Source organism: Streptomyces sp. NBC_00223, assembly GCF_036199905.1.
In the GTDB taxonomy this organism is placed as follows: domain Bacteria; phylum Actinomycetota; class Actinomycetes; order Streptomycetales; family Streptomycetaceae; genus Actinacidiphila.
This window is the reverse complement of the sequence record NZ_CP108109.1, coordinates 7,488,280-7,508,315: the sequence shown is the minus strand read 5'-3', so window position 1 is coordinate 7,508,315 and position 20,036 is coordinate 7,488,280. Positions and strand designations below refer to the sequence as shown.

Sequence of the window (20,036 nt, the reverse complement as noted above, 5' to 3'; positions counted from 1 at the left end):
TTGCACCGTGCGCCGGCCGATCGACCGGCCCCTCACCGCACCAGCAACTCCAGCAGCCTGTCGGCCTCCTTGGCGGCGTCGTCCGTGAGCCCGGTGTGGATCGGCCCGGGCTGCACGATGGTGCTGCGCGGCGCGGTGAGCCAGCGGAAACGCCGTCCGGGGTCGTCCCCCGCCGCCTGCCCGGCCCGCTCGCCGCCCTCGCAGACGCCCTGGTAGCCGCGCAGCGCCGCCCGTACGCCGTCCACGTCGGCCGCCGGGTCGAGGCAGCGCAGCCGTGCCTCGTCCAGGTGCACGCGGGCGCCGACGAATCCCTGCGCCCGGCAGTACAGCAGCACCCCCGCGTTGATCAGCTCGCCGCGCTCGATCCGCGGCACCACACGCACGAGCGCGTACTCGAAGACGTCCCGGCCGCTCACTTGGCGTTCTTCCCTTCGACCCACGGGCGCAGCCACTCGGGCGGCGGCTGTTTCTCCCGCTGCCCGGGTGCGCTCCTGATCCGCTCGTGCACATCGGCCGCGCGGGCCCCCAACAGCTCGCGGTACGCGGCGCGTACGTCGTCGGGCGTGGCGAAGCCGGGCTCGTCGACCAGCCATTCGTCGGGCACCAGGGCGGTCACCTCGGTCAGCAGCTCGTCGGTGATCTTGGGTGCCAACTCGGCTGCGGCGACGGCCGGTTCGGGGCCGAAGCGGGACAGCGCGTGGTCGGAGGCGTCGTACGGCTTGGCCGAAGCCGCCTGCGCGGACTTCCAGTTGTGGTGCCAGATGAGGGCGGCCCCGTGGTCGATCAGCCACACGTTCCGGTGCCAGACCAGCATGTTAGGATTCCGCCACGATCGGTCGACATTGCCGATGAGCGCGTCGAACCAGACGATACGGCTGGCCTCCGCGGAATCCATGGTGAAGACCAGGGGATCGAACCCGAGGGCGCCGGGCAGGAAGTCCATCCCGAGGTTGAGCCCGCCGCTCGCCTTCAGCAGATCCTGGATCTCCTCGTCGGGTTCGCCGAGGCCGATCACCGGGTCGAAGTCGAAGCGGACCAGCTCCGGCACCCGCAGGCCGAGCCGCCTGCCCAGTTCCGCGGCGATCACCTCGGCGATGAGCGCCTTGCGGCCCTGCGCCGCGCCGGTGAACTTCACGACGTAGGTTCCGAGGTCGTCGGCCTCGACCACTCCGGGCACCGAGCCGCCTTCACGCAGCGGCGTCACATAGCGGATGCCCGTCACTTCTCTCAACATTCCCCCAGGTTAGTGCGGTGGAGACTGCCCGTATGGACACCTCTTCCGCAATCACCGACAGCACTGGACACCCTGATCGCTCGAACCACTCCCCCTACCGGGACTTCCCCCGCCGAATCGCCCGCACCCAGCGCTTCTCGCTCGGCGCGCCCCACGCGTTCACCCTCTCGCCGGACGGCCGGACCGTGCTCTTCCTGCGCACCCTCGGCCCCGAGGACCGCACCGGATGCCTGTGGCTGCTCGACGAGGACGGCGAACGGCTGCTCGTCGACCCCTCGGCCCTCCCCGCCGCCGGTTCCGGCGAGGTGCCGCGGGCAGAGCTGGTCCGCCGCGAACGCGCCCGCGAACGGACCCGCGGTATCGTCGGATACGCCACCGACGCCGCCGTGCGTACGGTCGTCTTCGCGCTCGACGGCGCCCTGTGGACGCTCACCGCGGACGGCGGTACGGCCCGCCATGTGCCCACCGCGGGCCCGGTGGTCGACCCGCGGCTCGACCCACTGAGCCGCCGGGTCGCGTACGTCTGCGGGGGCGCCCTGCGGGTGGTCGAACTGGACGGCGGCGCCGACCTGTTGCTGGCCGCGCCCGAGAGCGACGACGTGACGTACGGGCTCGCCGAACATGTGGCCGCCGAGTCGATGCACCGCCACCGCGGCCACTGGTGGTCCCCCGACGGCGACCGCGTCCTGGTGGCCCGCGCCGACACAACGGCCGTCCAGCGCTGGTGGATCGGCGATCCCGCGAACCCGGCGACGCCGCCGCGCCAGGTGCCCTATCCGGCCGCCGGTACGGCCAACGCCGAGGTCTCGCTGCACGTCCTCGGCCTCGACGGGCGCCGGACCGAGGTGAGTTGGGACCGCGAGGCGTACGAGTACCTGGCCACCGCGGCCTGGGACGCGCAAGGTCCGCTGCTGAGTGTCCAGAGCCGCGACCAGCGGACCGTACGCGTACTGGCCGCCGACCCGGCCACCGGTGCCACCCGGCTGCTGCACGAGCAACGCGACCCCGCGTGGGTCGAGTTGATCCCCGGCACGCCCGCCAGGACCGCGTCCGGCGCCGTCGTCCACACCGCCGACGCCGGGAGCACCCGGCAGCTGACCGTGGGCGGGGAGGCGGTCACTCCCGAGGGCCTACAGATCCGCGAAGTGGTCTCCGTGGACGGCGAGTCAGTGCTGTTCGTCGCGAGCGACGAGCCGACCGAGGCACACCTGTGGTCCTACGATCCGCGGTCCGGTCCGGTACGGCTCAGCGCGGGCCCCGGGCTGCACGGCGGACAGCGCGCGGGCGGCGCCCTGTTGCTCGCCTCGCGCACCGAACGCGGCCGGGCCTTCCGGCTGTTGACCGACGGCCGGACCCGGACCGTCGCCTGCTTGGCCGAGGAGCCGGCTCCGGCGCGACCGACCTGGATGCGGGCCGGCCCGCTGGAGATCCGTACGGCGCTGCTGCTGCCGTCCTGGTACGAGCCCGGCTCCGGACCACTGCCGGTGCTGATGGCGCCCTACGGCGGCCCGGCGATGCAATTGGTGACCCGGGCGGGCAACTGGCCGCTGAGCGAGGCCCAGTGGTTCGCCGAGGAGGGCTTCGCGGTGGTGATCGCGGACGGCCGCGGCACCCCCGGGCGCGGCCCGGTGTGGGAGAAATCCGTGCACGGCGACACGCTCAGTGCCCCGATCGAGGACCAGGTGACCGCGCTGCGGGCCGCCGCCGCGCACTGCCCCGACCTGGACCTCGGCCGGGTCGGCATCCGCGGCTGGTCGTACGGCGGCCTGCTGGCGACGGCGGCGGTGATCCGCCGGCCCGAGGTCTTCCACGCGGCGATCAGCGGCGCGGGGCCGAGCGACCAGCGGCTGTACGACACGCACTGGCGGGAGCGCTTCCTCGGGCACCCGGACGTCAACCCCGAGGCGTACGACCGCTGTTCGCCCGTCACGGAGGCGGCCGCACTGCGCCGCCCGCTGCTGCTCGTGCACGGCCTGGCGGACGACAACGTGGTGGCCGCGCACACCCTGCGGCTGTCCGCGGCGCTGCTGGCGGCCCAACGCCCGCACCGGGTCCTGCCGTTGTCGAACGTCACGCACTCGCCCACCGACGAGGTGGTGGTGGAGGGGCTGCTGCGCCACCAGTTGGATTTCTTGCGGGAGTCGTTGAACGTTTCGCCCATCGGAGTCGTATGAACGGTCACGCGTGACCAAACGCTGCCGGACGGCGACGCTACGGCGCCGCCGCCCGTCCCCACCAGCGGACAGGATGCAAGTCATGGCAGAAAGTTCCGGATTCCCCGAGTCCCTCACCCGCCGCGGTGTCGTCGCCGCGGCGGGCGGCGTGGGGCTCGCCGCCGTACTCACCGCCTGCGGCTCCGATTCGGACTCCGGCTCCGACGCGGCCTCGCCGGCCGCCTCGGACACCACGGCCGCGTCGGACACCACCTCCCCGGCGGACTCCGGGGCACCGGCGACCGCCGGCGACGGCATGGTCGTACTCGGGACGGTCGACGACATCCCGGTCGGCGGCGGCAAGATCTTCAAGGACCAGAAGGTGGTCGTCACACAGCCCGCGAGCGGTGAGTACAAGGCGTTCTCCGCCATCTGCACCCACCGCGGCTGCACGGTCACCAGCGTGTCGGACGGCGTCATCCTGTGCCCGTGCCACAACACCACCTTCAAGGTGGCGGACGGCAGTGTGGTGAAGGGCCCCGCGACCACCCCGCTGCCCGAGAAGAAGATCATGGTGGCCGGCGACAAGGCCATGCTCGCCTGAGCGGGCGGGTCCCGGCCGGGGGGCCACGCCCGGCCGGGCCCGTGTGTCGTGAGGTCAGGGGCGGGAAGCGCTCCGGGCGTCAAGCGCCCCCTGGCCCGAGCCGTTCCCGGCGGCGGGCACCCCGCCGTCCGCGACGTTCCCGGGAGCCGGGCTTCCGCGGTCCGGGCCGCGGTGGTCGGCGGCCGAGCGCAGCAGCGCGTCGACCGCGACGCGGATCGCCGGCCGGCGGTCCGCGTCCTCCCGCCACACCGCGTAGACGTGCCGCCGCATGGTGTGCCGCACCGGGGTGATCCGTACGCCCTCCGGCATCGGGTCGCGGCCCAGCCGGGGCATCACCGCCACGCCGAGGCCCGCGGCGACCAGCGCGAGCACGGTCGCGTGCTCCTCCGCGTGGTGCGAGATCCGCGGCTCGACGCCCTTGCCGCGCAGGGTGAACAGCAGCCACTCGTGGCAGAAGCCGCCGTCGGGCCAGGCGATCCAGTCGTCGTCGGCCAGCTCGTCCAGCTCGATCTCGGACCGGTCCTCGAGCGGGTGGCCTGCGGGCAGCGCGACGTCCACGATGTCGTCGTAGAGCGCCGCCTTGGCCAGTCCGCCGGGCAGCGAGAGCGGCTTGTTGTACCAGTCCAGGACGACGGCCAGATCGATGTCCCCGCGGCTCAGCCGGGCCAGCGACTCGTGCGGCTCCAGCTCGTGGACGACCGTGCGCAGTTGCGGGTGTTCCGCGCTCAGCACGCCGAGTGCCCGGGGGAACAGGCCGCGGACCGCCGTGGGGAAGGCGCCGGCCCGCAGTTCGCCGACGGCGGCGCCGCGGTGCGCCTCCAGGTCCGCGTGGGCCAGCTCGACCAGGGACAGTATCCGTTCCGCGTGCCCGGACAGCAGCCGCCCGGCGTCGGTGAGCCGTACCCCGCGGCCGTTCTTGGCCAGCAGCGACTGCCCGGTCTCCCGCTCCAGCTTCGCCATCTGCTGCGAGACCGCCGAGGTGGTCACGCTCAGCACGTCGGCGGCGGCGCTCACCGAGCCGTGCAGATCGATCGCGTGGAGGATCCGGAGTCGTTCCAAGCTCAACATGTAAGTAATTCTACGTGGTACGTGTACCAAATCTCGCTTGTTCTAAGAGGTCGCAGCGGTCATCGTAGGGACATGACCGCACCGGCCGAGAGCCTGCCCGCCGCCGCGACGACCGCCGGGGACCCCGAGACCCCCGCCGTCGCCGTCGCCACCTCCCCCGCAGCCGTGCCCGCCGGGCCGCGCAGCGTGGTGGACTGGCGGATCCGCTTCGCCGCGCTGGGCCTGATCTGGGGGTTCAGCTTTCTGTTCATGAAGGTGGGCAACGAGGCGTTCGCCCCGCTCCAGGTCACCCTGGGCCGGATGGTGTTCGGCACGGCGGTGCTGGCCACGGTCGTCGCGGTCAAGCGGGAGCGGCTGCCGCGCGGCGGGCGCACCTGGCTGCATCTGACGGTCGCGGCCTTCCTGCTGAACGCGCTGCCGTTCACCCTGTTCGCCACGGCCGAGAAGACCATCCCGTCGATGCTGGCCGGGATATGCAACGCGGCCACCCCGCTCTTCGCGATGCTGGTCTCGGTGGTCGCGCTGTCCGAGGACCGGCCGTCCCGGCAGCGGTTCGCCGGGGTCGGCCTCGGCTTCGCCGGGGTGCTCACCGTGCTGGGCGCCTGGCAGGGCTTCTCCGGCCAGGACCCGAAGGGCACGGTGATGGCCCTGACGGCGGCGGCCAGTTACGCGGTCGGCTGGGCGTACGTCCGCCGCACCCTGACCGGCAGTGGCAGCTCCCACCTGGCGATGTCCGCGAGCCAGCTGGCGCTGGGCGCGCTGCAACTCCTCCTGGTCACCCCGTTCTTCACCTCGGTGCCGTCGTCGTACCCGGCCAAGTCGGTGCTCGCGGTGCTGGCGCTGGGCGCGCTGGGCACCGGGATCGCGTTCCTGGTCCAGTACGGTCTGGTGGCCGAGAAGGGTCCGACGATCGGATCGATGGTCACCTATCTGATACCCATCGTGGCCACCGCGGCGGGCGTTCTGCTGCTCGGCGAGTCCCTGAGCTGGAACGAGCCGGTGGGCGCGGTGGTCATACTCGTCGGCGCGGCGCTCACCCAGCGGAGGCCCAAGCCGGCGGCCGAGCCCGTAGCCGTGTCCGTGCCCGAGCCGGCGCCCGTGTCTGAGGAGCCGCGGCCCGCGACCGTCCGCGACGGTCAGCCGTAGCGGCCCTCGCCGCCCGGGCGCAGTACGGCGGCCACGGCGTCGGCCAGCGGCGGGATGTCGGCCAGGGCGAGGGACGAGACGGTGAGCCGGATGCCGGGGGCGGAGCGCACCCGGAAGCGGGCGCCGGGCGCCACCGCCCAGCCGCGTTGGAGCAGTCCGGCCACCGCGCCCGTCTCGTCGGGGACCGGCACCCAGACGTTCATACCGCTGCGCCCGTGCGCGGTGACGCCCTGATCGGCGAGCGCCCGCACCAGGGCGTCGCGCCGCTCGCCGTAGGACCGGGCGGTGGTCTTCGGGTCGACGGCGCCGGTCCGCCACAGGTGCGCGACGGTCCGCTGGAGCAGATGGCTGACCCAGCCCGCGCCGAGCCGGTGCCTGCCGCGTACCCGGTCCACCGTCACCGTGTCGCCGGTGTAGAGCGCGAGCCGCAGATCGGGGCCGTACGCCTTGGCGGTGGACCGGACGAGCGCCCAGTGGTCGGTGACGCCGGACAGGCAGTGCAGCGGCAGGTCGACAAGGCCGTGCACATGGTCGTCGTCGATGACCAGTACCTGGCGGTGCTGGGCGAGGAGTTCCCGCAGTTCGGCGGCCCGGGCGGCGGAGATGGCCGCGCCCGTGGGGTTCTGGCCCCGGTCGGTGACCACCAGCGCCCGTGCGCCGGCCTGCACCGCGCGGGCCACCGCGGCGGTGATCGGGCCGTCGTCGTCCACGGCGACCGGTACGGCCCGCAGCCCCATCGCCAGGGCGAGGTCGAGCACGCTGCCCCAGCCCGGGTCCTCGACGGCAACGGCGTCGCCGGGCCGAAGATGGGCGGACAGCACCCGCTCGATCGCGTCCAGGGAGCCGGAGGTGATGCCGATCGGGCCGTCCGGCACACCGTCGGCGTCCAGGCCCGCGCGGGCCAGCCGGTTCAACTCGGGGTCCACCGGCGGGCCGCCGTAGAGCGCCGGGGCCTGCGCGTGATGAGCGGCCGCGTCGGCCAGTGCGGCGGTCAGCGAGGGCAGCAGAGTGGTGTCGGGGTTGCCCGCCGACAGGTCCCGTACGCCCGGCGGGACGTCGATACGGATCGCGTCGCGCGGTGCGGTGGCGGGTCGGGCTCTGATCCGGCTGCCCCGGCGGCCCGCGGTCTCGATCACCCCGCGGTCGCGCAACTGCCGGTAGGCGGCGGCGACCGTGTTCGGGTTGACGTCCAGCTCACGGGCGAGCTCGCGCAGCGGCGGCAGCGGCTCGCCGGGGCGCAGCGCACCCCTGCCCACCGCGCTCTCGATGTCCGCCGCAATTGCCGATGCACCGCGACCGGTGATCCGATACTCTCCTAGCACAAACATCATTATGCACTAGTTCAAAGGATCGCGCCATGACCGCCGAGCCCGCCGCGCTTCCCCAGCCGCCCGAGTCCGCCGTGCCGGACGAGCCCACCGGGCCGCACGCATCGGCCGCGTCGCCCGAGCCCGCGGGGCCGGACGAGCCCACTGGGCCGCACGCATCGGCCGAGTCGGCTGCGGGGCACGAAGAGTCGGCCGCAGGGCCCGAATCGGCCGCGCCTCCCGGTTACCCGCCCACGGACCGCTCCGTCCCGACCCGCTCGCGCGAGCGCGCCGCGTACGACCGCGAGACGGTGCACGCGATCCTGGACGAGGGGTACGTCTGCCACCTCGGGTTCGTCCGGGACGGCCGGCCCGTCGTCCTGCCCACGCTGTACGCGCGCGTGGGCGAGCGGCTGTATGTGCACGGCTCGACCGGTTCGCGGCCGCTGCGCGGGGCGGGGGCCGGGCTCGCGGTGTGTCTGACCGTCACCCACGTCGACGGGCTGGTGCTGGCCAGGTCCGCCTTCCACCACTCGATCAACTACCGCTCGGTGGTGGTGCACGGCGTCGCCCACCAGGTCCAGGACCCCGAGGAGCGGGCGCTGGCGCTCGACGCGATCGTGGAGCAGGCGGTGCCGGGCCGGGCCGCGGACTCCCGCCGGGCGAACGCGAAGGAGCTGGCCGCCACCTCCGTGATCCGGCTGGATCTGCTGGAGGTCTCGGCGAAGCTCCGCACCGGCGGACCCAACGACGAGCCCGAGGATCTCGAACTCCCCTACTGGACCGGGGTGGTCCCGGTGACCAGGGCGTACGGGACCCCTGTGCCGGCCGACGACCTCGACCCCGCCGTGACGCTGCCCGGCTATCTGTCGCCGGCCGGCCCGCGCGGCGGTGTCTGAGAGGAGGGCCCTCCGTATGCTGATCCACCCCTGGGACGCGCCGGCCGACGACACCGAGTGGCGGACCTGGCTGGCCGGGCACGACTTCGGGCAGCTCGCCGTCAACGGCCCGGACGGCGAACCGCCGTTCGTCCAGCCCACACACTTCCTCTACGACCCCGGGCCCGGTGAGCACGGTGAGGTGCTGCTGCATCTCGCCCGGCCGAACCCGCTGTGGCGGGCGCTGGAGGCGAGCCCGCGGGTCACGCTGAGCGTGGTGGACGACTACACGTTCATCCCCGGCCCCTGGCACGCGCCGCTCGACGAGCCGACCGATCGCGGCACGCCGACGAGTTTCTACGCGGCGGTCCAGCTGGTCGGGGTCGCCCAGGTGCTGGACGACCCCGAGGTCAAGGCGGCGCTGCTGACACGGCAGTTGGCCCACTTCCAGCCGAGCGGCGGGACGGCTCCGGTCGTTCCCGGGCAGGAGCCGTTCGGCCGGATGCTCGCCGGGCTGCGCGGGGTCCGGGTCGAGGTGACGGAGGTCCAGGCGAAGTTCAAGTTCGGCGGCAACAAGGCGGCGGCGGTCCAGCGCCGGGTGACCGGTCTCCTCGCCGCCCGCGCGGCCCCCCATGACGCGGCGGCCCGCGCCCACCAACTCCGCCGCCTCCTCTGACACCGCGCCCGCACCGCCCCGCCGCCGGACCGGACTTCCGTCAGTCGGCGGGCTGCGGCCGGGCCGGTCGGGGGTGGGACTCGTCCCAGGCGAGGGCGGTGACCGCGGCGAGGAGGATCACCGTGCCGAGGGCCGTCGCCACAGTGAGGTCCTCGCCGAGGAGGGTCACGGCGATCACGGCCGCGGAGACGGGTTCGATCAGGGCGACGACCGAGACGGTCGTCGCCCGCAGCACCGCCGCGCCCGCGAAATAGAGCGCGTAGGCGAAAGCCGTCGGCACCGACGCGAGATAGCCGAGCAGCGCGACCGTACGGCCGAGCCCGGCCGCCTGCGGCCACATCCCCTCGCCGAGCGCCGCGGGCAGCATCAGCACCGCGCAGATCCCGAACGACCACAGCGACGTGTCCAGCGGGTCCCCGGCCACCCCCTTGCGGCCGAACCACCGGGTGAGCAGCGTGATCCCGGCGTAGCCCGCCGCGGACAGCACCGCGAACAGGACCCCGACCGGCCGCACCGCCGTACCGCCGCCGCCGAGCACCAGGACGGCCAGCCCGGCGAGCGCGCCCGCCACCGCCGCCACGCCGCCGCGGCCGAGACGTTCGCCCATCGTCAGCCGGGCGGTGAGCGCGATCAGGACCGGGCCCGAGCCGAGGGTGACCACGGTCGCGACCGCCAGCCCGGTGGATTTCACCGCGCAGAAGTACGCGATCTGGAAGAGCGTGAGCCCGGCCCCGGTGAGCAGGACGCGTGGCAGCGCCCGCACCCGGACCCGCGCCCGGACCCGGAAGGTACGGCGCGGCGCGGGTGCGCCCGGCCGCAGGGCCCGGGCGCCGAGCAGCAGCAGGAAGCCGCCGGCCGCCCGCCAGAAGGTGAGGGCGAACGGCCCCAGCCCGCTGCCGTCGTAGAGCAGCGCGGCGGCCGCTCCCGCCGTACCCCAGGCCGTGGCCGCGAAGACGACATAGATCAGGGCCCGGCCCGCGGGCAGCGCGGCCCGGTCCGGGGCATGGGCATACGAGACGTGCGTGAGTGACACGAGAGTTCTCCCGCGAGAAAGGTGAGGGGTTGACCGATCACCGTCTGCGGGCAGCACCCTTCGTCCGACGCGCCCCCGTCGTACGACGAGGTGCTTCGGGCCGGATCATCCGTGGTCGCGCCGCCCGCGTCAGGCGGCGGGAGGAGGGAGAACAGTGAGGTGCATGGCGCGACCCTACCCCTTGCCCGTGGGCGCGCCCGCCGGATGGGCGAATTGCTCCTCGGGGCGCGGCCCGGGAAGGTCGGGCAGGGGTTCGGGCGCCTTCACCGCCGCCGCGGTCTGCGCGGCGAAGGCCCCGACCAGCACGAGCGTGCCGCCCAGCACCTGCCAGCCGCCGAGGTGTTCGTCGAGCAGCACCCACGCCAGCACCGTGCCAACGACCGCTTCGAGGCAGGCGACGACCCCGGCGACCTGCGGGGTGAGCCTGCGGACGGCGATGACCCCGGTCAGGTAGGCGACGACGGTCGACACCAGCACGATCCAACCGATGAGCAGCACCGCGGGGACGTCCCGCTCACCGAGCGCGGCCTGCTGGGACAGCGCGGTCCAGGGGATGTTCCAGGGCCGGGCGACCACGGTGAGCACAAGGGTGCCGACGATCAGTCCGTGGGCGATGACGGCCACGGGTTCGGGGGCGTCGTCCCCGTGCGTGCCGTGGTCGGCGAGGACGAAGTAGGCGACCTGGCAGCAGGCCGCGCCGAAGGCGAAGAGCAGCCCGAGCGCGCCGAAGGCGAGACCGGACCAGACCTCCACGACGCAGGCCATCCCGGTCACGGCGAACATCACGCCGATGACGGCGGCCCGGCTGACCGGCCGCCGCTGTACGAACCGCACCCACCCGAGCAGCAGCGCGGGCCCGAGGAATTCCACCAGGATCGCCACCCCGACCGGGATCCGCGATATGGCCAGGAAGTACAGCCCCTGACAGCCCGCGATGCCGAGCAGCCCGAAGCCGAGCAGCAGTCCTGGCCGCAGCCGGACCAGCCTCCGGTGCCGCAGCGCGACGGGCAGCAGGATCAGCGCGGCGCCCGCGACCCGCATCCAGACCACGTGCAGCGGATCGAATCCGGCCTCGATCAGCGGCTTGGCCGCGACCCCCGAGCCGCCGAACGCGAAGGCCGACGTCAAGGCCAGTCCGAGTCCTCTGTTCCTCCCCTGAGTTGCGCGCATCCGGTCATGATGTCAGCTCACGACAGGACCGTCACCCCGGTGACGGCTGACACACTCCGGGTCACCGTCCGGCCCGCCACCCGACGGCCCACCCCACCCGGCGTCCCGGCCCTCCTCGCCCGCCCATCCCTCGTCCGCCGCGCCGCGCCGCCCGGCGTCCGCAGGCGTCGCGCGCGGCAGGGTCGCTCTCCGGCAGGGAGTGCGGCAGATGCGCGGTGTCGACCTGCCGGTCGCCGTCCCGGACCGCTCGGCGGCGACCACGGCGCGCACCTCGGCGGTGAGGGGCGCGTCGTCGGCCAGGTGGTTCAGGTCGAGGGGCGACCCGTGGCCGCGGTGCGTACGAACCAGCCCATCAGGCGGCTCCGGCGTGGCGCATCGGCTCACGGGGCCATGCGCGTACGGCCCGCGGGAGGAGTCCGGCCGACGGGTCCTTCATCCCCCGGGATGAGTCATGGCCACAGCAACGTACGGGACCAGCCGTCACCTTCCCGTACATACCGCACCCGCAGATGGAAGTGCGCCGGGTCGGCCTGGAAGAACTCGGCCTCCCGTGCCCGCAGCCGGTGGACGACATGTGTGTCGGGTACGCGGTCGGGTTCGGCCGCCACCCGGGCCCGCGCGGCCTCCCGCGCGCGGTCGTACTCCTCGGGACCGGCCAGCGGCTCACTCATCCGCCCGGTGAACCCGGCGACCCGCGATGTCTCACCGCGCCCGAGGAAGTCCCGCCGGGTGGCCTCCTCGCCGAGTACGGTCACCGGTCCGGCCATCCGGATCTGCCGGCCGTGCGCGGGCCAGTACCAGGTCAGCGCCGCCTGCGGATTGGCGGCCAGGTCACGGCCCTTGGGGCTGCCGGAGTCGGTCGCGAAGACATAGGCGCAGTCGGCGGTGTCGATGCCGCGCAGCATCAGGACGCGCGCGCTCGGTGTGCCGTCGGCGGCGGCCGTGCTGAGCGTCATCACATGCGGCTCGGGCACGCCGTCGGCCAGGGCCTGTTCGAGCCAGCGGGCGAAGAGCGGCCCGGGCGCGTCCGGCGCGGCCCGGGGGTCGAACCCCGGCAGCGGCCCGGCCAGTACGGGCGCGGCCCGCATCCGCGCGAGCAGCGCCTCGTCGCCTTCCGTGGAACCGCCCGCGGAGCCCCCGCCGTCCTTGCCGTTCATCCGACCTCCCGTTCCGGCGCCGGGAGCGCGAGCGCGCCCCGGCAGGTCCCGCTGCCGGGTCCCATCAGACAGCAGACGCCGGGCCGCGAGCGGGATTTCCCGCCCACGGCCCGGCGCCCGGCAAACCGGTGGCCGGCACTCGACGGCGACGAACCGCCGGGCACCGGCCCCGGATTCAGCCCTCGCTCAGCGCAGCGTCACCGTCGTCGACTGGCCACCGGCCGAGAAGACGTAGTCGCCGCGTGCCACCTGCTGCTGACCCGCGCCGTCGATGTCGCCCGGGGTGACCGCCAGCTCGCTCGGCGGTACGGAGAGCGAGACCGTACGGGACTGGCCCGCGTTCAGGTGCACCTTGGTGAAGGCGACCAGCTTGGTGGCCGGGGTCAGCACGTCGCTGACCGGCTGCGACACGTAGACCGGCACCACCAGATCGCCCGCGCGGGCACCCGAGTTGGTCACCGTCACCTTGAGGTGCAGGGTGTCCTTGGTGCGCGCGGTGGCCGCGTCCGCCTTGATCGAGCCGAAGGCGTAGCTGGTGTACGACAGGCCCGAGCCGAACGGGTAGGCGGCGTCGTAGGAGGACTGGGGCCCGGCGTTGGTGCCGGGGAGCTGCTGGTAGTACAGCGGCTCGTTGCCCAGGTCCTTCGGCCACGAGACGGACAGCCGCCCGCTCGGGTTGACCTTGCCGAAGAGCACGTCGGCGACCGCGTGGCCGCCCTCGCCGCCGGGCAGCCAGGACATCAGCAGACCCTGGGTGCCGTCCGCGTCGCCGAGCACCAGCGGGCGTCCGGCGATCACGACGGTGACCACCGGCTTCCCGGTCGCCTTCAGCGACTTGACCAACGCCTGCTGGTCGGCGCTCAGTTCGGGCCGCGGGCTGTCGGCGCTGCCTTCGGCTGCGGCCTTCTCCCCGACCACGACGACCGTCAGATCGGCGTTCTTGGCCTGGGTGACGGCGTCGGCGGCGCCCGCGGCCTGGACGACCTTGGTGCCGGACGGCGCGGCTTCCTTGATCCCCTGGAGCACGGTGGTGCCGGGCAGCTTCACGCCGTCGGGCACGCCCTGCCAGCCGACCGTCCAGCCGCCGGCCTGGTCGTTGATGTCGTCGGCGTAGGAACCGGCGACCACGATCTTCTTCGTCGAGGACGACAGCGGCAGCACATTGCCGTCGTTGCGCAGCAGCACCTGCGACTCGTCGGCGGCCTGCCGGGCGACGGCGGTGTCGGCGCCGAGCACCCGCCCGTTGGCCTTCGAGGCGTCCACATAGGGGTGTTCGAACAGGCCGAGTTCGAACTTCAGCTTCAGGATGCGCGTCACCGACTGGTCGATCCGCTTGACGGAGACCAGCCCGCGGTTGACCGCCGCGGTGAGCCCGTCGCTCCAGCCCTGGGCGTCGTACGGCTCCATGGCCATGTCCAGGCCCGCGTTGACGGCCTTGGCGATGGCCCCGGGGTAGTCGGCGGCGACGTGGTACGAGGTCTGGAGGGCGCGTACGTCCTGCCAGTCGCTGATCTCGACGCCCTGGAAGCCCCACTTGTCGCGGAGCACCTTGGTGAGCAGATACGACGAGGCGGTGGCCGGAATCCCGTTCACGGCACCGGAGTTGACCATCACGGACTTGGCGCCCGCGTCGATGGCGGCCTTGTAGGACGGCAGCAGCGTGTCCTGGAGGTAGCGCAGCGAGACATCGGCGGGCACCCGGTCGTGGCCGTTGGACGGCTCGGAGTAGCCCGCGAAGTGCTTGACGGTGGCGGCGATCTCCTTGGCGCCGTCGGCGTGCTGGATGCCGTCCACCGCGGAGGCGGCCAGGGTGCCGGCGAGCAGCGGGTCCTCGCTGTAGGTCTCGTAGTAGCGGCCCCAGCGCTGGTCGCGGGAGAGGTCGGCGACGGGCGAGAAGTTCCAGTCGATGCCGGTGGCGGCGACCGCGCGTCCGGTGGCGGCGCCGGCGTCCTTGACCAGGGAGGGGTTCCAGGTGGAGCCGAGGCCGATCTCCTGGGGGAAGATCGTGGCGCCCAGGACGTTGTTGTGGCCGTGCACGGCGTCCACTCCGTAGAGCACCGGAATGTGCAACCGGCTGTTGTCCACCGCGTACTTCTGCACGGTGTTGACCATCTTCGCCCAGTTTTCCGGCGTGTTGACCGTCGGTCCCGCGCCGCCGCCGGACAGGATCGAGCCGGCGGCGTTCTTCACCAGGACGTTCTTCAGGCAGGATTCGGTGAAGTCACCGCCGCTCCACTGGCAGTCGCCCTGCGTGTTGACCACGGATATCTGGTCCATCTGACCGATCTTCTCGGCCAGAGTCATCCGCTTCAGCAGATCCTTGACGCGCAGGTCGATGGGCGCCTTAGGGTTGGTGTAGGTCGGACGGTTGTCGTGAGCCTGTGCCGGTACGGTCGCGACGGCCGCCACACAGGCGGCCGCGGTGGCGAGCGTTAAGAAGGTTTTGGTGCGGAAGCGTCGAGCGTTTGCTGGCATCGCAGGAGTCCCGTTCCTGTTCGGGGCCCCTCAGTGGGGGCCGAGTGCCGTAAACGTTTCCGATGGGCCGGAAGTCTGTCCCTCACCCTTGCTGATCGTCAAGACTGTACGCAGGAGCCATTTTCGTTCACCCTTTCCACCATGGCTTCTCGCATTTCGCCTCGTGTCCACTCACGCAGAACGGGTACCTCGTGAACATCCGTGAACTCGCCCGCCGCAGCGGCGTCTCGACCGCCACTGTCTCGCGGGCGCTCAACGACCGGGCCGAGGTCAGCGAGGCCACCCGCGAGCGCATCCGCCGCCTCGCCGTCGAGCTGGGGTATGCCCCCAACGAGCCGGCCCGTACCCTGGTACGCCGCCGCTCGGACACCATCGGCCTGATCTGGGACAGCGGCCAGGAGGCGCAGGGGCTGCACAACCCCTTCCTGCTCGGCCTGCTGAGCGCGGTCCGCACGGCGCTGTCCGAGGCGGACTACCACCTGATGCTGCTGACCACCCCGAGCCCCGAAGACCCGGACGGCGCCCACCTCCAGGCGGTGCGGCGGCACAACCTGGAGGGCGTCATCGTGCTGACCACGCCCCCCGACGACCGGTGTCTGCGCATGCTGGCCGCCTCCCCGGTGCCCTGCGCGGGCATCGACACGGCCTTCACCGGTCCGCGTACGGTACGGGTCAGTTCGGACAACGCGGCCGGCGCGGAAGCCGCGGTGCAGCATCTGTACGAGCTGGGGCACCGCAGGATCGCCACCATCACCGGGCCGCTGCACCTGCCGCCGGCCGCCGAGCGGCTGGCGGGCTACCGGCGGGCCTGCGTCCGGTTGGGGCTGCCGGTCCCCGAGGACTACGTGGTCGAGGGCGACTTCTTCCTCGACAGCGGCGAGTCGGCGGCCAGGCGGCTGCTGGCCGCGCCGCAGCCGCCCACCGCGATCTTCGCGGCGGGCGACCAGATGGCGATAGGGGCGATGCACGCGGCCGCGGACGCCGGCCTGTCGGTGCCGCGCGATCTGGCCGTGGTGGGCTTCGACGACATCGACGCGGCCGCGCTGGTCCGGCCCGCGCTGACCACGGTCGCGCAGGACCAGCGGGCGCTGGGCGAGGCGGCGGTCGCCGCGCTGCGCGGGCTGCTGGACGCGGGCCCCGGCAAGACCAAGACCAACCAGCCGGCCGAGGCCCGGATCATACCGACGCGTCTGCTGATCCGCGGATCGAGCCGGCCCGGGGCGTGACGCCCCGGGCCGGTTCTCGTCCGTATGCGGTTGTCCCGGCGGCCCGCTCCCGGTGTCCTGCCGTCCGTGACCCGGTGATCCGGGCCCCGTACGGGCGGACCGCCGTCGCGGCGCGACCGCTCAGTCCTGCGCCGGGTCCTCGTCGGCGAGGATCAGATAGAGCCGCTTGCGGGCGTCGTTCACCACGGTCAGCGCCTTCTCGCGCTGCTCCGGGGTGCCGGTCGCCCACACCTGGCGGAATGCCTCGATCAGGCCCCCGCCGGCCTTCCGCACCTCGTTGAGGGCGTCCCAGTCGACGCCTCGGCCGGCCTCCTCCCACGGGGCGTCCCCGCCCGCGTCGGCTTCGGTCCGGCCCGCGTCGGTGAGCGTGAAGAGCTTCTTGCCGCCCTCGCTCGCGCTGGTGATCAGGCCCTCGTCCTCCAGCAGTTGGAGCGTGGGGTAGACCGAGCCGGGGCTCGGCCGCCACGCGCCGCCGCTGCGTTCGGCGATCTCCTGGATCATCTCGTAGCCGTGCATCGGGCGGTCCTTGAGCAGTGCCAGGATCGACGCCCGCACATCGCCGCGGCGCGCGCGGCCGCGCGGTCCGCCGTGCCCCCGGCCGCCGGGCCCGAAGGGCCCGCCGCCGAAGGGTCCGCCGCCGAAGGGCTGCGGTCCGAATCCCCCGAAGGCCGCCCTCAGCCCCTCACGCTCGCCCCAACCGTGACGGCCGGGGCCACCGTGCCCGTGTCCGTGCTCATGTCCGTGTCCTTGGGAACGCATGATGTCGCTCCTTCCATCGTTGACCGTTCGCGACAGTTCAACGATATATCGGAACAACGCGAACGACAACCCCCGATCCCAGACACCCTGATCTCGCGCTGCTCCCCCTTGACCTCAAGCCCGCTTGAACCGCGACTCTGACCCGGTGACTCTCCCGCCGACCACGCGCTTGCTGCCGCGGCCCTACCAGCCGCTTTTCGTCCACCGTCCGTTCCGCCGGCTCCTGCCGGCCCTGGCGGCCTCCGACCTCGGTGACGGGATGAGCGTGGTCGCCGTGGCGTGGCTGGCCGTGCTGATCGCGCCTCCGGGCAGGACGGGGCTGGTCGTCGGTGCGGCGGTCGCCGCGTACGCCCTTCCCGGGGCCGCCGGGGCGCTGCTCTTCGGCCGTTGGCTGCGCCGCCTGCCCGCCCAGCGGCTGATGGCCGCGGACGGCCTGCTGCGCGCGGTACTTCTCGGCTGCGTGCCCCTGGCCTGGGCCGCGGGGATCCTGCACCCGGCGCTGTACGTCGTCCTGCTCGCCGGCTCGTCGGTGCTGCACGCCTGGGGAAGCGCGGGAAAGTACTCCCTGCTCGCCCAGATGCTCCCCGCCGAACAGCGGCTGGCCGCGAACGCGCTGGTCAGCTCGTCCACCTCGGCGTCCGTGATCGTCGGTCCCGCGCTCGCCGGATTCCTGGCGACAGTCGTCAGCCCGGCCTGGATCATCGGCCTCGACGCCCTGTCCTTCGCCGTCCTCGCCGTCCAGGTGGGCCGGCTGGGCGAGGTGGCCAAGGCGGTGCCGACGGCCGCGCCGGTCGATTCCGGCCGGTCGGCGGCCGGTCTGCACGTGCTGCGCGGTCAGCCCGAACTGCTCGGGGTGCTCGCCGTGACGTGGTTCTTCAACTTCCTCTACGGGCCGGTCGAGGTCGCGCTCCCGCTGCACGTCACCGATGACCTGCACTCCGGCGCGGGCCTCCTCGGGCTGTACTGGACGCTCTTCGGGGCGGGCGCCGTGCTCGGCGCCCTGGCCGCCGGCGCCCTGCGCAGGCTCCCGCTGTGGCCGGTCATCTTGGGCATCGTCGCCGGGTGGGGCCTGACGCTGGTGCCGTTCGGCCTGGGGGTGTCCGCGGAGGTCTCGCTGGCCTGCTTCGCTCTCGGCGGCCTGATCTACGGACCCTTCACGGCGCTGTCCTTCACCCTGTTCCAGGACCGCACCCCGGCGGCCCTGCTGACCACGGTCCTGGCCGCCCGTGGCGCCGCCCTGCTCACCGCCTCACCGGTGGGCACCGCGCTGGGCGGCCCGCTCACCGCCGCCATGGGGCCCCGGCTGGTGCTGGGGGTCTCGGGGATCGCGACCCTCGCCCTGGCCGTCGTCGCCGCCGGGGCGCGCGCGTGGGGAATGCGGCGTTCCGCCGAGCCGGGTCGTCCCGCGAGCTGAGCCGGGGTCCGCGGCGCGTGTCCGGGTGCCCGGCCTCATCCCCGGCCCGCCCGTCGCCTACGCTCCTGGCATGCGTATCCGAATCGTGGACGCCTTCACCGACCGCCCCTTCGCCGGGAACCCCGCCGGCGTGCTCCTGCTGGAGGCGGACGCCTTCCCCGCGGACCGCTGGCTCCAGCAGGTCGCGGCCGAACTCAACCTCTCCGAGACCGCGTTCGCCCACCGGCTGCCGGAGGGCGGGGACGCGGACTGGGCGCTGCGCTGGTTCACCCCGCTGACCGAGGTGGGTCTGTGCGGCCACGCCACGCTGGCCACCGCGCATGTGCTGCGCACCACGGGCGAGGCCCACGGCGTGATCCGGTTCCGTACCAGGGCCGGGGTGCTGGCCGCCGAGGCCGACGGCGACGGGACGATCACGCTGGACTTCCCGGCCGCGCCGCTGACCCCCGCCGAGGCTCCCGCGGGCCTGGCGGCGGCACTGGGCGCCGAGCCGCTGACCGTGCTCGACACCGGCCCGGACTGCGGTGACCTGCTGGTCGAGGTCGCCGACGAGCCGGCCGTGCGCGCGCTCGCCCCCGACTTCGCGGCGCTGGCCCGGCTGTCCGAGCGCGGGGTGATCGCGACGGCCGCCGCCGCCGACCCGGCGCGGGGCTACGACTTCGTCTCCCGCGGCTTCTTCCCCGCGGTGGGTGTGGACGAGGACCCGGTGACGGGGAGCGCGCACACGGCGCTGGCCCCGTTCTGGTCGGCCAGGCTGGGCCGGGACGCGCTCACCGGGTTGCAGGTCTCGGCCCGTACGGGACTGGTCGCCACCCGGCTGAGCGGCGACCGTGTCCTGCTCACCGGCTCGGCGGTGACCGTCGTGGACGGCGAGCTGCACGCCGTACCGTGACCGGCCGCCGCCGGGCGGGCGGGCCGGTCAGCCCGTGGGCAGCCAGCCGACCTTCCCCGCGAGCAGCGCGTAGCCGACGAAGGCGACCGTGTCGATGAGCGAGTGGGCCGCCACCAGCGGCCCCACCCGCTTCCAGCGGCGGTAGAGCAGCACGAAGACCACGCCCATGGCCATGTTGCCGACGAAGCCGCCGATGCCCTGGTAGAGGTGGTACGAGCCGCGCAGCACCGCGCTGGCGGCGAGCGCGGCCATCGGCGACCAGCGCAACTGGTCGAGTCTGCGCAGCAGATAGCCGACGACGATGACTTCTTCGAGGACCGCGTTCTGGACCGCGGAGGCGATCAGCACGGGGATCTTCCACCACACGTCGGGCAGCGACTCGGGGACCACCGTGAGGTTGAAGCCCGCCGCCCGCGCGCCGAGGTAGAAGGCGAGGCCGGTGCCGCCGATGACGGCCGCGACCAGGGCGCCCCACGCCAGGTCCAGCCGCGGCCGGCGCAGGTCGAAGCCGATCGCGGGCATCCCGACCCGCTCGCGGGCCAGCAGGTGCGCGACCAGGGCGACCGGCGCCAGGGCGGTGGCGATGGAGAAGACCTGCCAGGCCAGATCCAGCCACGGCCGGTGCGGGGCGTAGGAGCCGACGAGGGTCGCGGCCTGGTTCTTGAGCGCGCCGGGCCGGGTGACCGAGCCGATGAAGCTGATGAGCGCGGAGACCCCGCTGGCGCCCAGCGAGAGCGCGAGCACGATCAGGGTCTCGCTGCGCAGCATCCGCGCGTCGCCCGGGGCCTCCACCTCGTATGACTGTGTCTGCACGCGGCCCTCCATGTTCGCCGTCCCCCTCCAG

The 20,036-nt window shown here is 73.5% G+C and carries 18 protein-coding genes; 8 read left to right on the top strand and 10 right to left on the bottom strand.

Annotated elements, in window-relative coordinates:
• Nucleotides 1-32: 32 nt before the first annotated feature.
• Nucleotides 33-416, bottom strand: coding sequence for a DUF3037 domain-containing protein (locus OHA30_RS31970; protein WP_328917347.1), 384 nt, complete (start codon nt 414-416; stop codon nt 33-35).
• Nucleotides 413-1,234: a HipA family kinase gene (locus tag OHA30_RS31965; protein ID WP_328917346.1), complete on the bottom strand. Its 822-nt coding sequence runs from the start codon at nt 1,232-1,234 to the stop codon at nt 413-415. Before OHA30_RS31965 ends, OHA30_RS31970 begins: the two co-directional genes overlap by 4 nt.
• Nucleotides 1,235-1,266: 32 nt before the next feature.
• Here OHA30_RS31965 and OHA30_RS31960 point away from each other — a divergent pair, with 32 nt between their 5' ends.
• Together OHA30_RS31960 and OHA30_RS31955 are read left to right on the top strand one after the other, a co-directional pair.
• The gene (locus OHA30_RS31960; protein WP_328917345.1) at nt 1,267-3,408 is read left to right on the top strand and encodes a S9 family peptidase; all 2,142 of its coding nucleotides are present in this window, start codon (nt 1,267-1,269) and stop codon (nt 3,406-3,408) included.
• 82 nt (nt 3,409-3,490) lie between these two features.
• On the top strand, nt 3,491-3,991 hold the full coding sequence (locus tag OHA30_RS31955) for a Rieske (2Fe-2S) protein (RefSeq protein ID WP_328917344.1): 501 nt from the start codon (nt 3,491-3,493) through the stop codon (nt 3,989-3,991).
• A gap of 54 nt (nt 3,992-4,045) precedes the next feature.
• On the opposite strand, the gene OHA30_RS31950 is transcribed toward OHA30_RS31955, so the two are convergent.
• Nucleotides 4,046-5,059 carry a LysR family transcriptional regulator gene (locus tag OHA30_RS31950; protein ID WP_328917343.1) on the bottom strand — a complete coding sequence of 338 codons (1,014 nt, stop codon included), beginning with the start codon at nt 5,057-5,059 and terminating at the stop codon, nt 4,046-4,048.
• Between the two features lie 72 nt (nt 5,060-5,131).
• On the opposite strand from OHA30_RS31950, the gene OHA30_RS31945 reads away from it, so the two are divergent.
• Nucleotides 5,132-6,205 carry a DMT family transporter gene (locus OHA30_RS31945; RefSeq protein ID WP_328917342.1) on the top strand — a complete coding sequence of 358 codons (1,074 nt, stop codon included), beginning with the start codon at nt 5,132-5,134 and terminating at the stop codon, nt 6,203-6,205.
• On the opposite strand, the gene OHA30_RS31940 is transcribed toward OHA30_RS31945, so the two are convergent.
• Nucleotides 6,196-7,527 carry an aminotransferase class I/II-fold pyridoxal phosphate-dependent enzyme gene (locus OHA30_RS31940; protein ID WP_328917341.1) on the bottom strand — a complete coding sequence of 444 codons (1,332 nt, stop codon included), beginning with the start codon at nt 7,525-7,527 and terminating at the stop codon, nt 6,196-6,198. The genes OHA30_RS31945 and OHA30_RS31940 overlap by 10 nt on opposite strands.
• 35 nt (nt 7,528-7,562) lie before the next feature.
• Here OHA30_RS31940 and OHA30_RS31935 point away from each other — a divergent pair, with 35 nt between their 5' ends.
• Nucleotides 7,563-8,411, top strand: coding sequence for a pyridoxamine 5'-phosphate oxidase family protein (locus OHA30_RS31935; protein WP_328917340.1), 849 nt, complete (start codon nt 7,563-7,565; stop codon nt 8,409-8,411).
• 16 nt (nt 8,412-8,427) lie between these two features.
• On the top strand, nt 8,428-9,066 hold the full coding sequence (locus OHA30_RS31930; RefSeq protein WP_328917339.1) for an FMN-binding negative transcriptional regulator: 639 nt from the start codon (nt 8,428-8,430) through the stop codon (nt 9,064-9,066).
• 40 nt (nt 9,067-9,106) lie between these two features.
• Here OHA30_RS31930 and OHA30_RS31925 read toward each other — a convergent pair whose 3' ends face one another.
• The 4 genes from OHA30_RS31925 to OHA30_RS31905 form a co-directional block, all read right to left on the bottom strand.
• A complete protein-coding gene (locus tag OHA30_RS31925; RefSeq protein WP_328917338.1) occupies nt 9,107-10,099 on the bottom strand; it encodes a DMT family transporter in 993 nt (330 codons plus the stop codon).
• A gap of 174 nt (nt 10,100-10,273) precedes the next feature.
• Nucleotides 10,274-11,269, bottom strand: a complete 996-nt coding sequence (locus OHA30_RS31920; RefSeq protein ID WP_328917337.1) for an EamA family transporter — start codon at nt 11,267-11,269, stop codon at nt 10,274-10,276.
• Between the two features lie 449 nt (nt 11,270-11,718).
• Entirely contained in the window at nt 11,719-12,426 is a 708-nt protein-coding gene (locus tag OHA30_RS31910) for a pyridoxine/pyridoxamine 5'-phosphate oxidase (protein WP_328917336.1), read from the bottom strand.
• Between the two features lie 186 nt (nt 12,427-12,612).
• A complete protein-coding gene (locus OHA30_RS31905; RefSeq protein ID WP_328917335.1) occupies nt 12,613-14,901 on the bottom strand; it encodes a glycoside hydrolase family 3 N-terminal domain-containing protein in 2,289 nt (762 codons plus the stop codon).
• Between the two features lie 191 nt (nt 14,902-15,092).
• On the opposite strand from OHA30_RS31905, the gene OHA30_RS31900 reads away from it, so the two are divergent.
• Complete coding sequence (locus OHA30_RS31900) at nt 15,093-16,127, top strand: LacI family DNA-binding transcriptional regulator (protein ID WP_328917334.1); 1,035 nt, start codon at nt 15,093-15,095, stop codon at nt 16,125-16,127.
• A gap of 120 nt (nt 16,128-16,247) precedes the next feature.
• Here the strand turns inward: OHA30_RS31900 and OHA30_RS31895 are convergent, their stop codons facing one another.
• A complete protein-coding gene (locus OHA30_RS31895; protein WP_328917333.1) occupies nt 16,248-16,886 on the bottom strand; it encodes a PadR family transcriptional regulator in 639 nt (212 codons plus the stop codon).
• Nucleotides 16,887-17,031: 145 nt separating this feature from the next.
• Here OHA30_RS31895 and OHA30_RS31890 point away from each other — a divergent pair, with 145 nt between their 5' ends.
• A complete protein-coding gene (locus OHA30_RS31890) occupies nt 17,032-18,300 on the top strand; it encodes an MFS transporter (protein WP_328917332.1) in 1,269 nt (422 codons plus the stop codon).
• 70 nt (nt 18,301-18,370) lie between these two features.
• A complete protein-coding gene (locus OHA30_RS31885; protein WP_328917331.1) occupies nt 18,371-19,192 on the top strand; it encodes a PhzF family phenazine biosynthesis protein in 822 nt (273 codons plus the stop codon).
• 27 nt (nt 19,193-19,219) lie between these two features.
• Here OHA30_RS31885 and OHA30_RS31880 read toward each other — a convergent pair whose 3' ends face one another.
• On the bottom strand, nt 19,220-20,017 hold the full coding sequence (locus tag OHA30_RS31880) for a CPBP family intramembrane glutamic endopeptidase (RefSeq protein ID WP_328917330.1): 798 nt from the start codon (nt 20,015-20,017) through the stop codon (nt 19,220-19,222).
• Between the last annotated feature and the right edge of the window lie 19 nt (nt 20,018-20,036).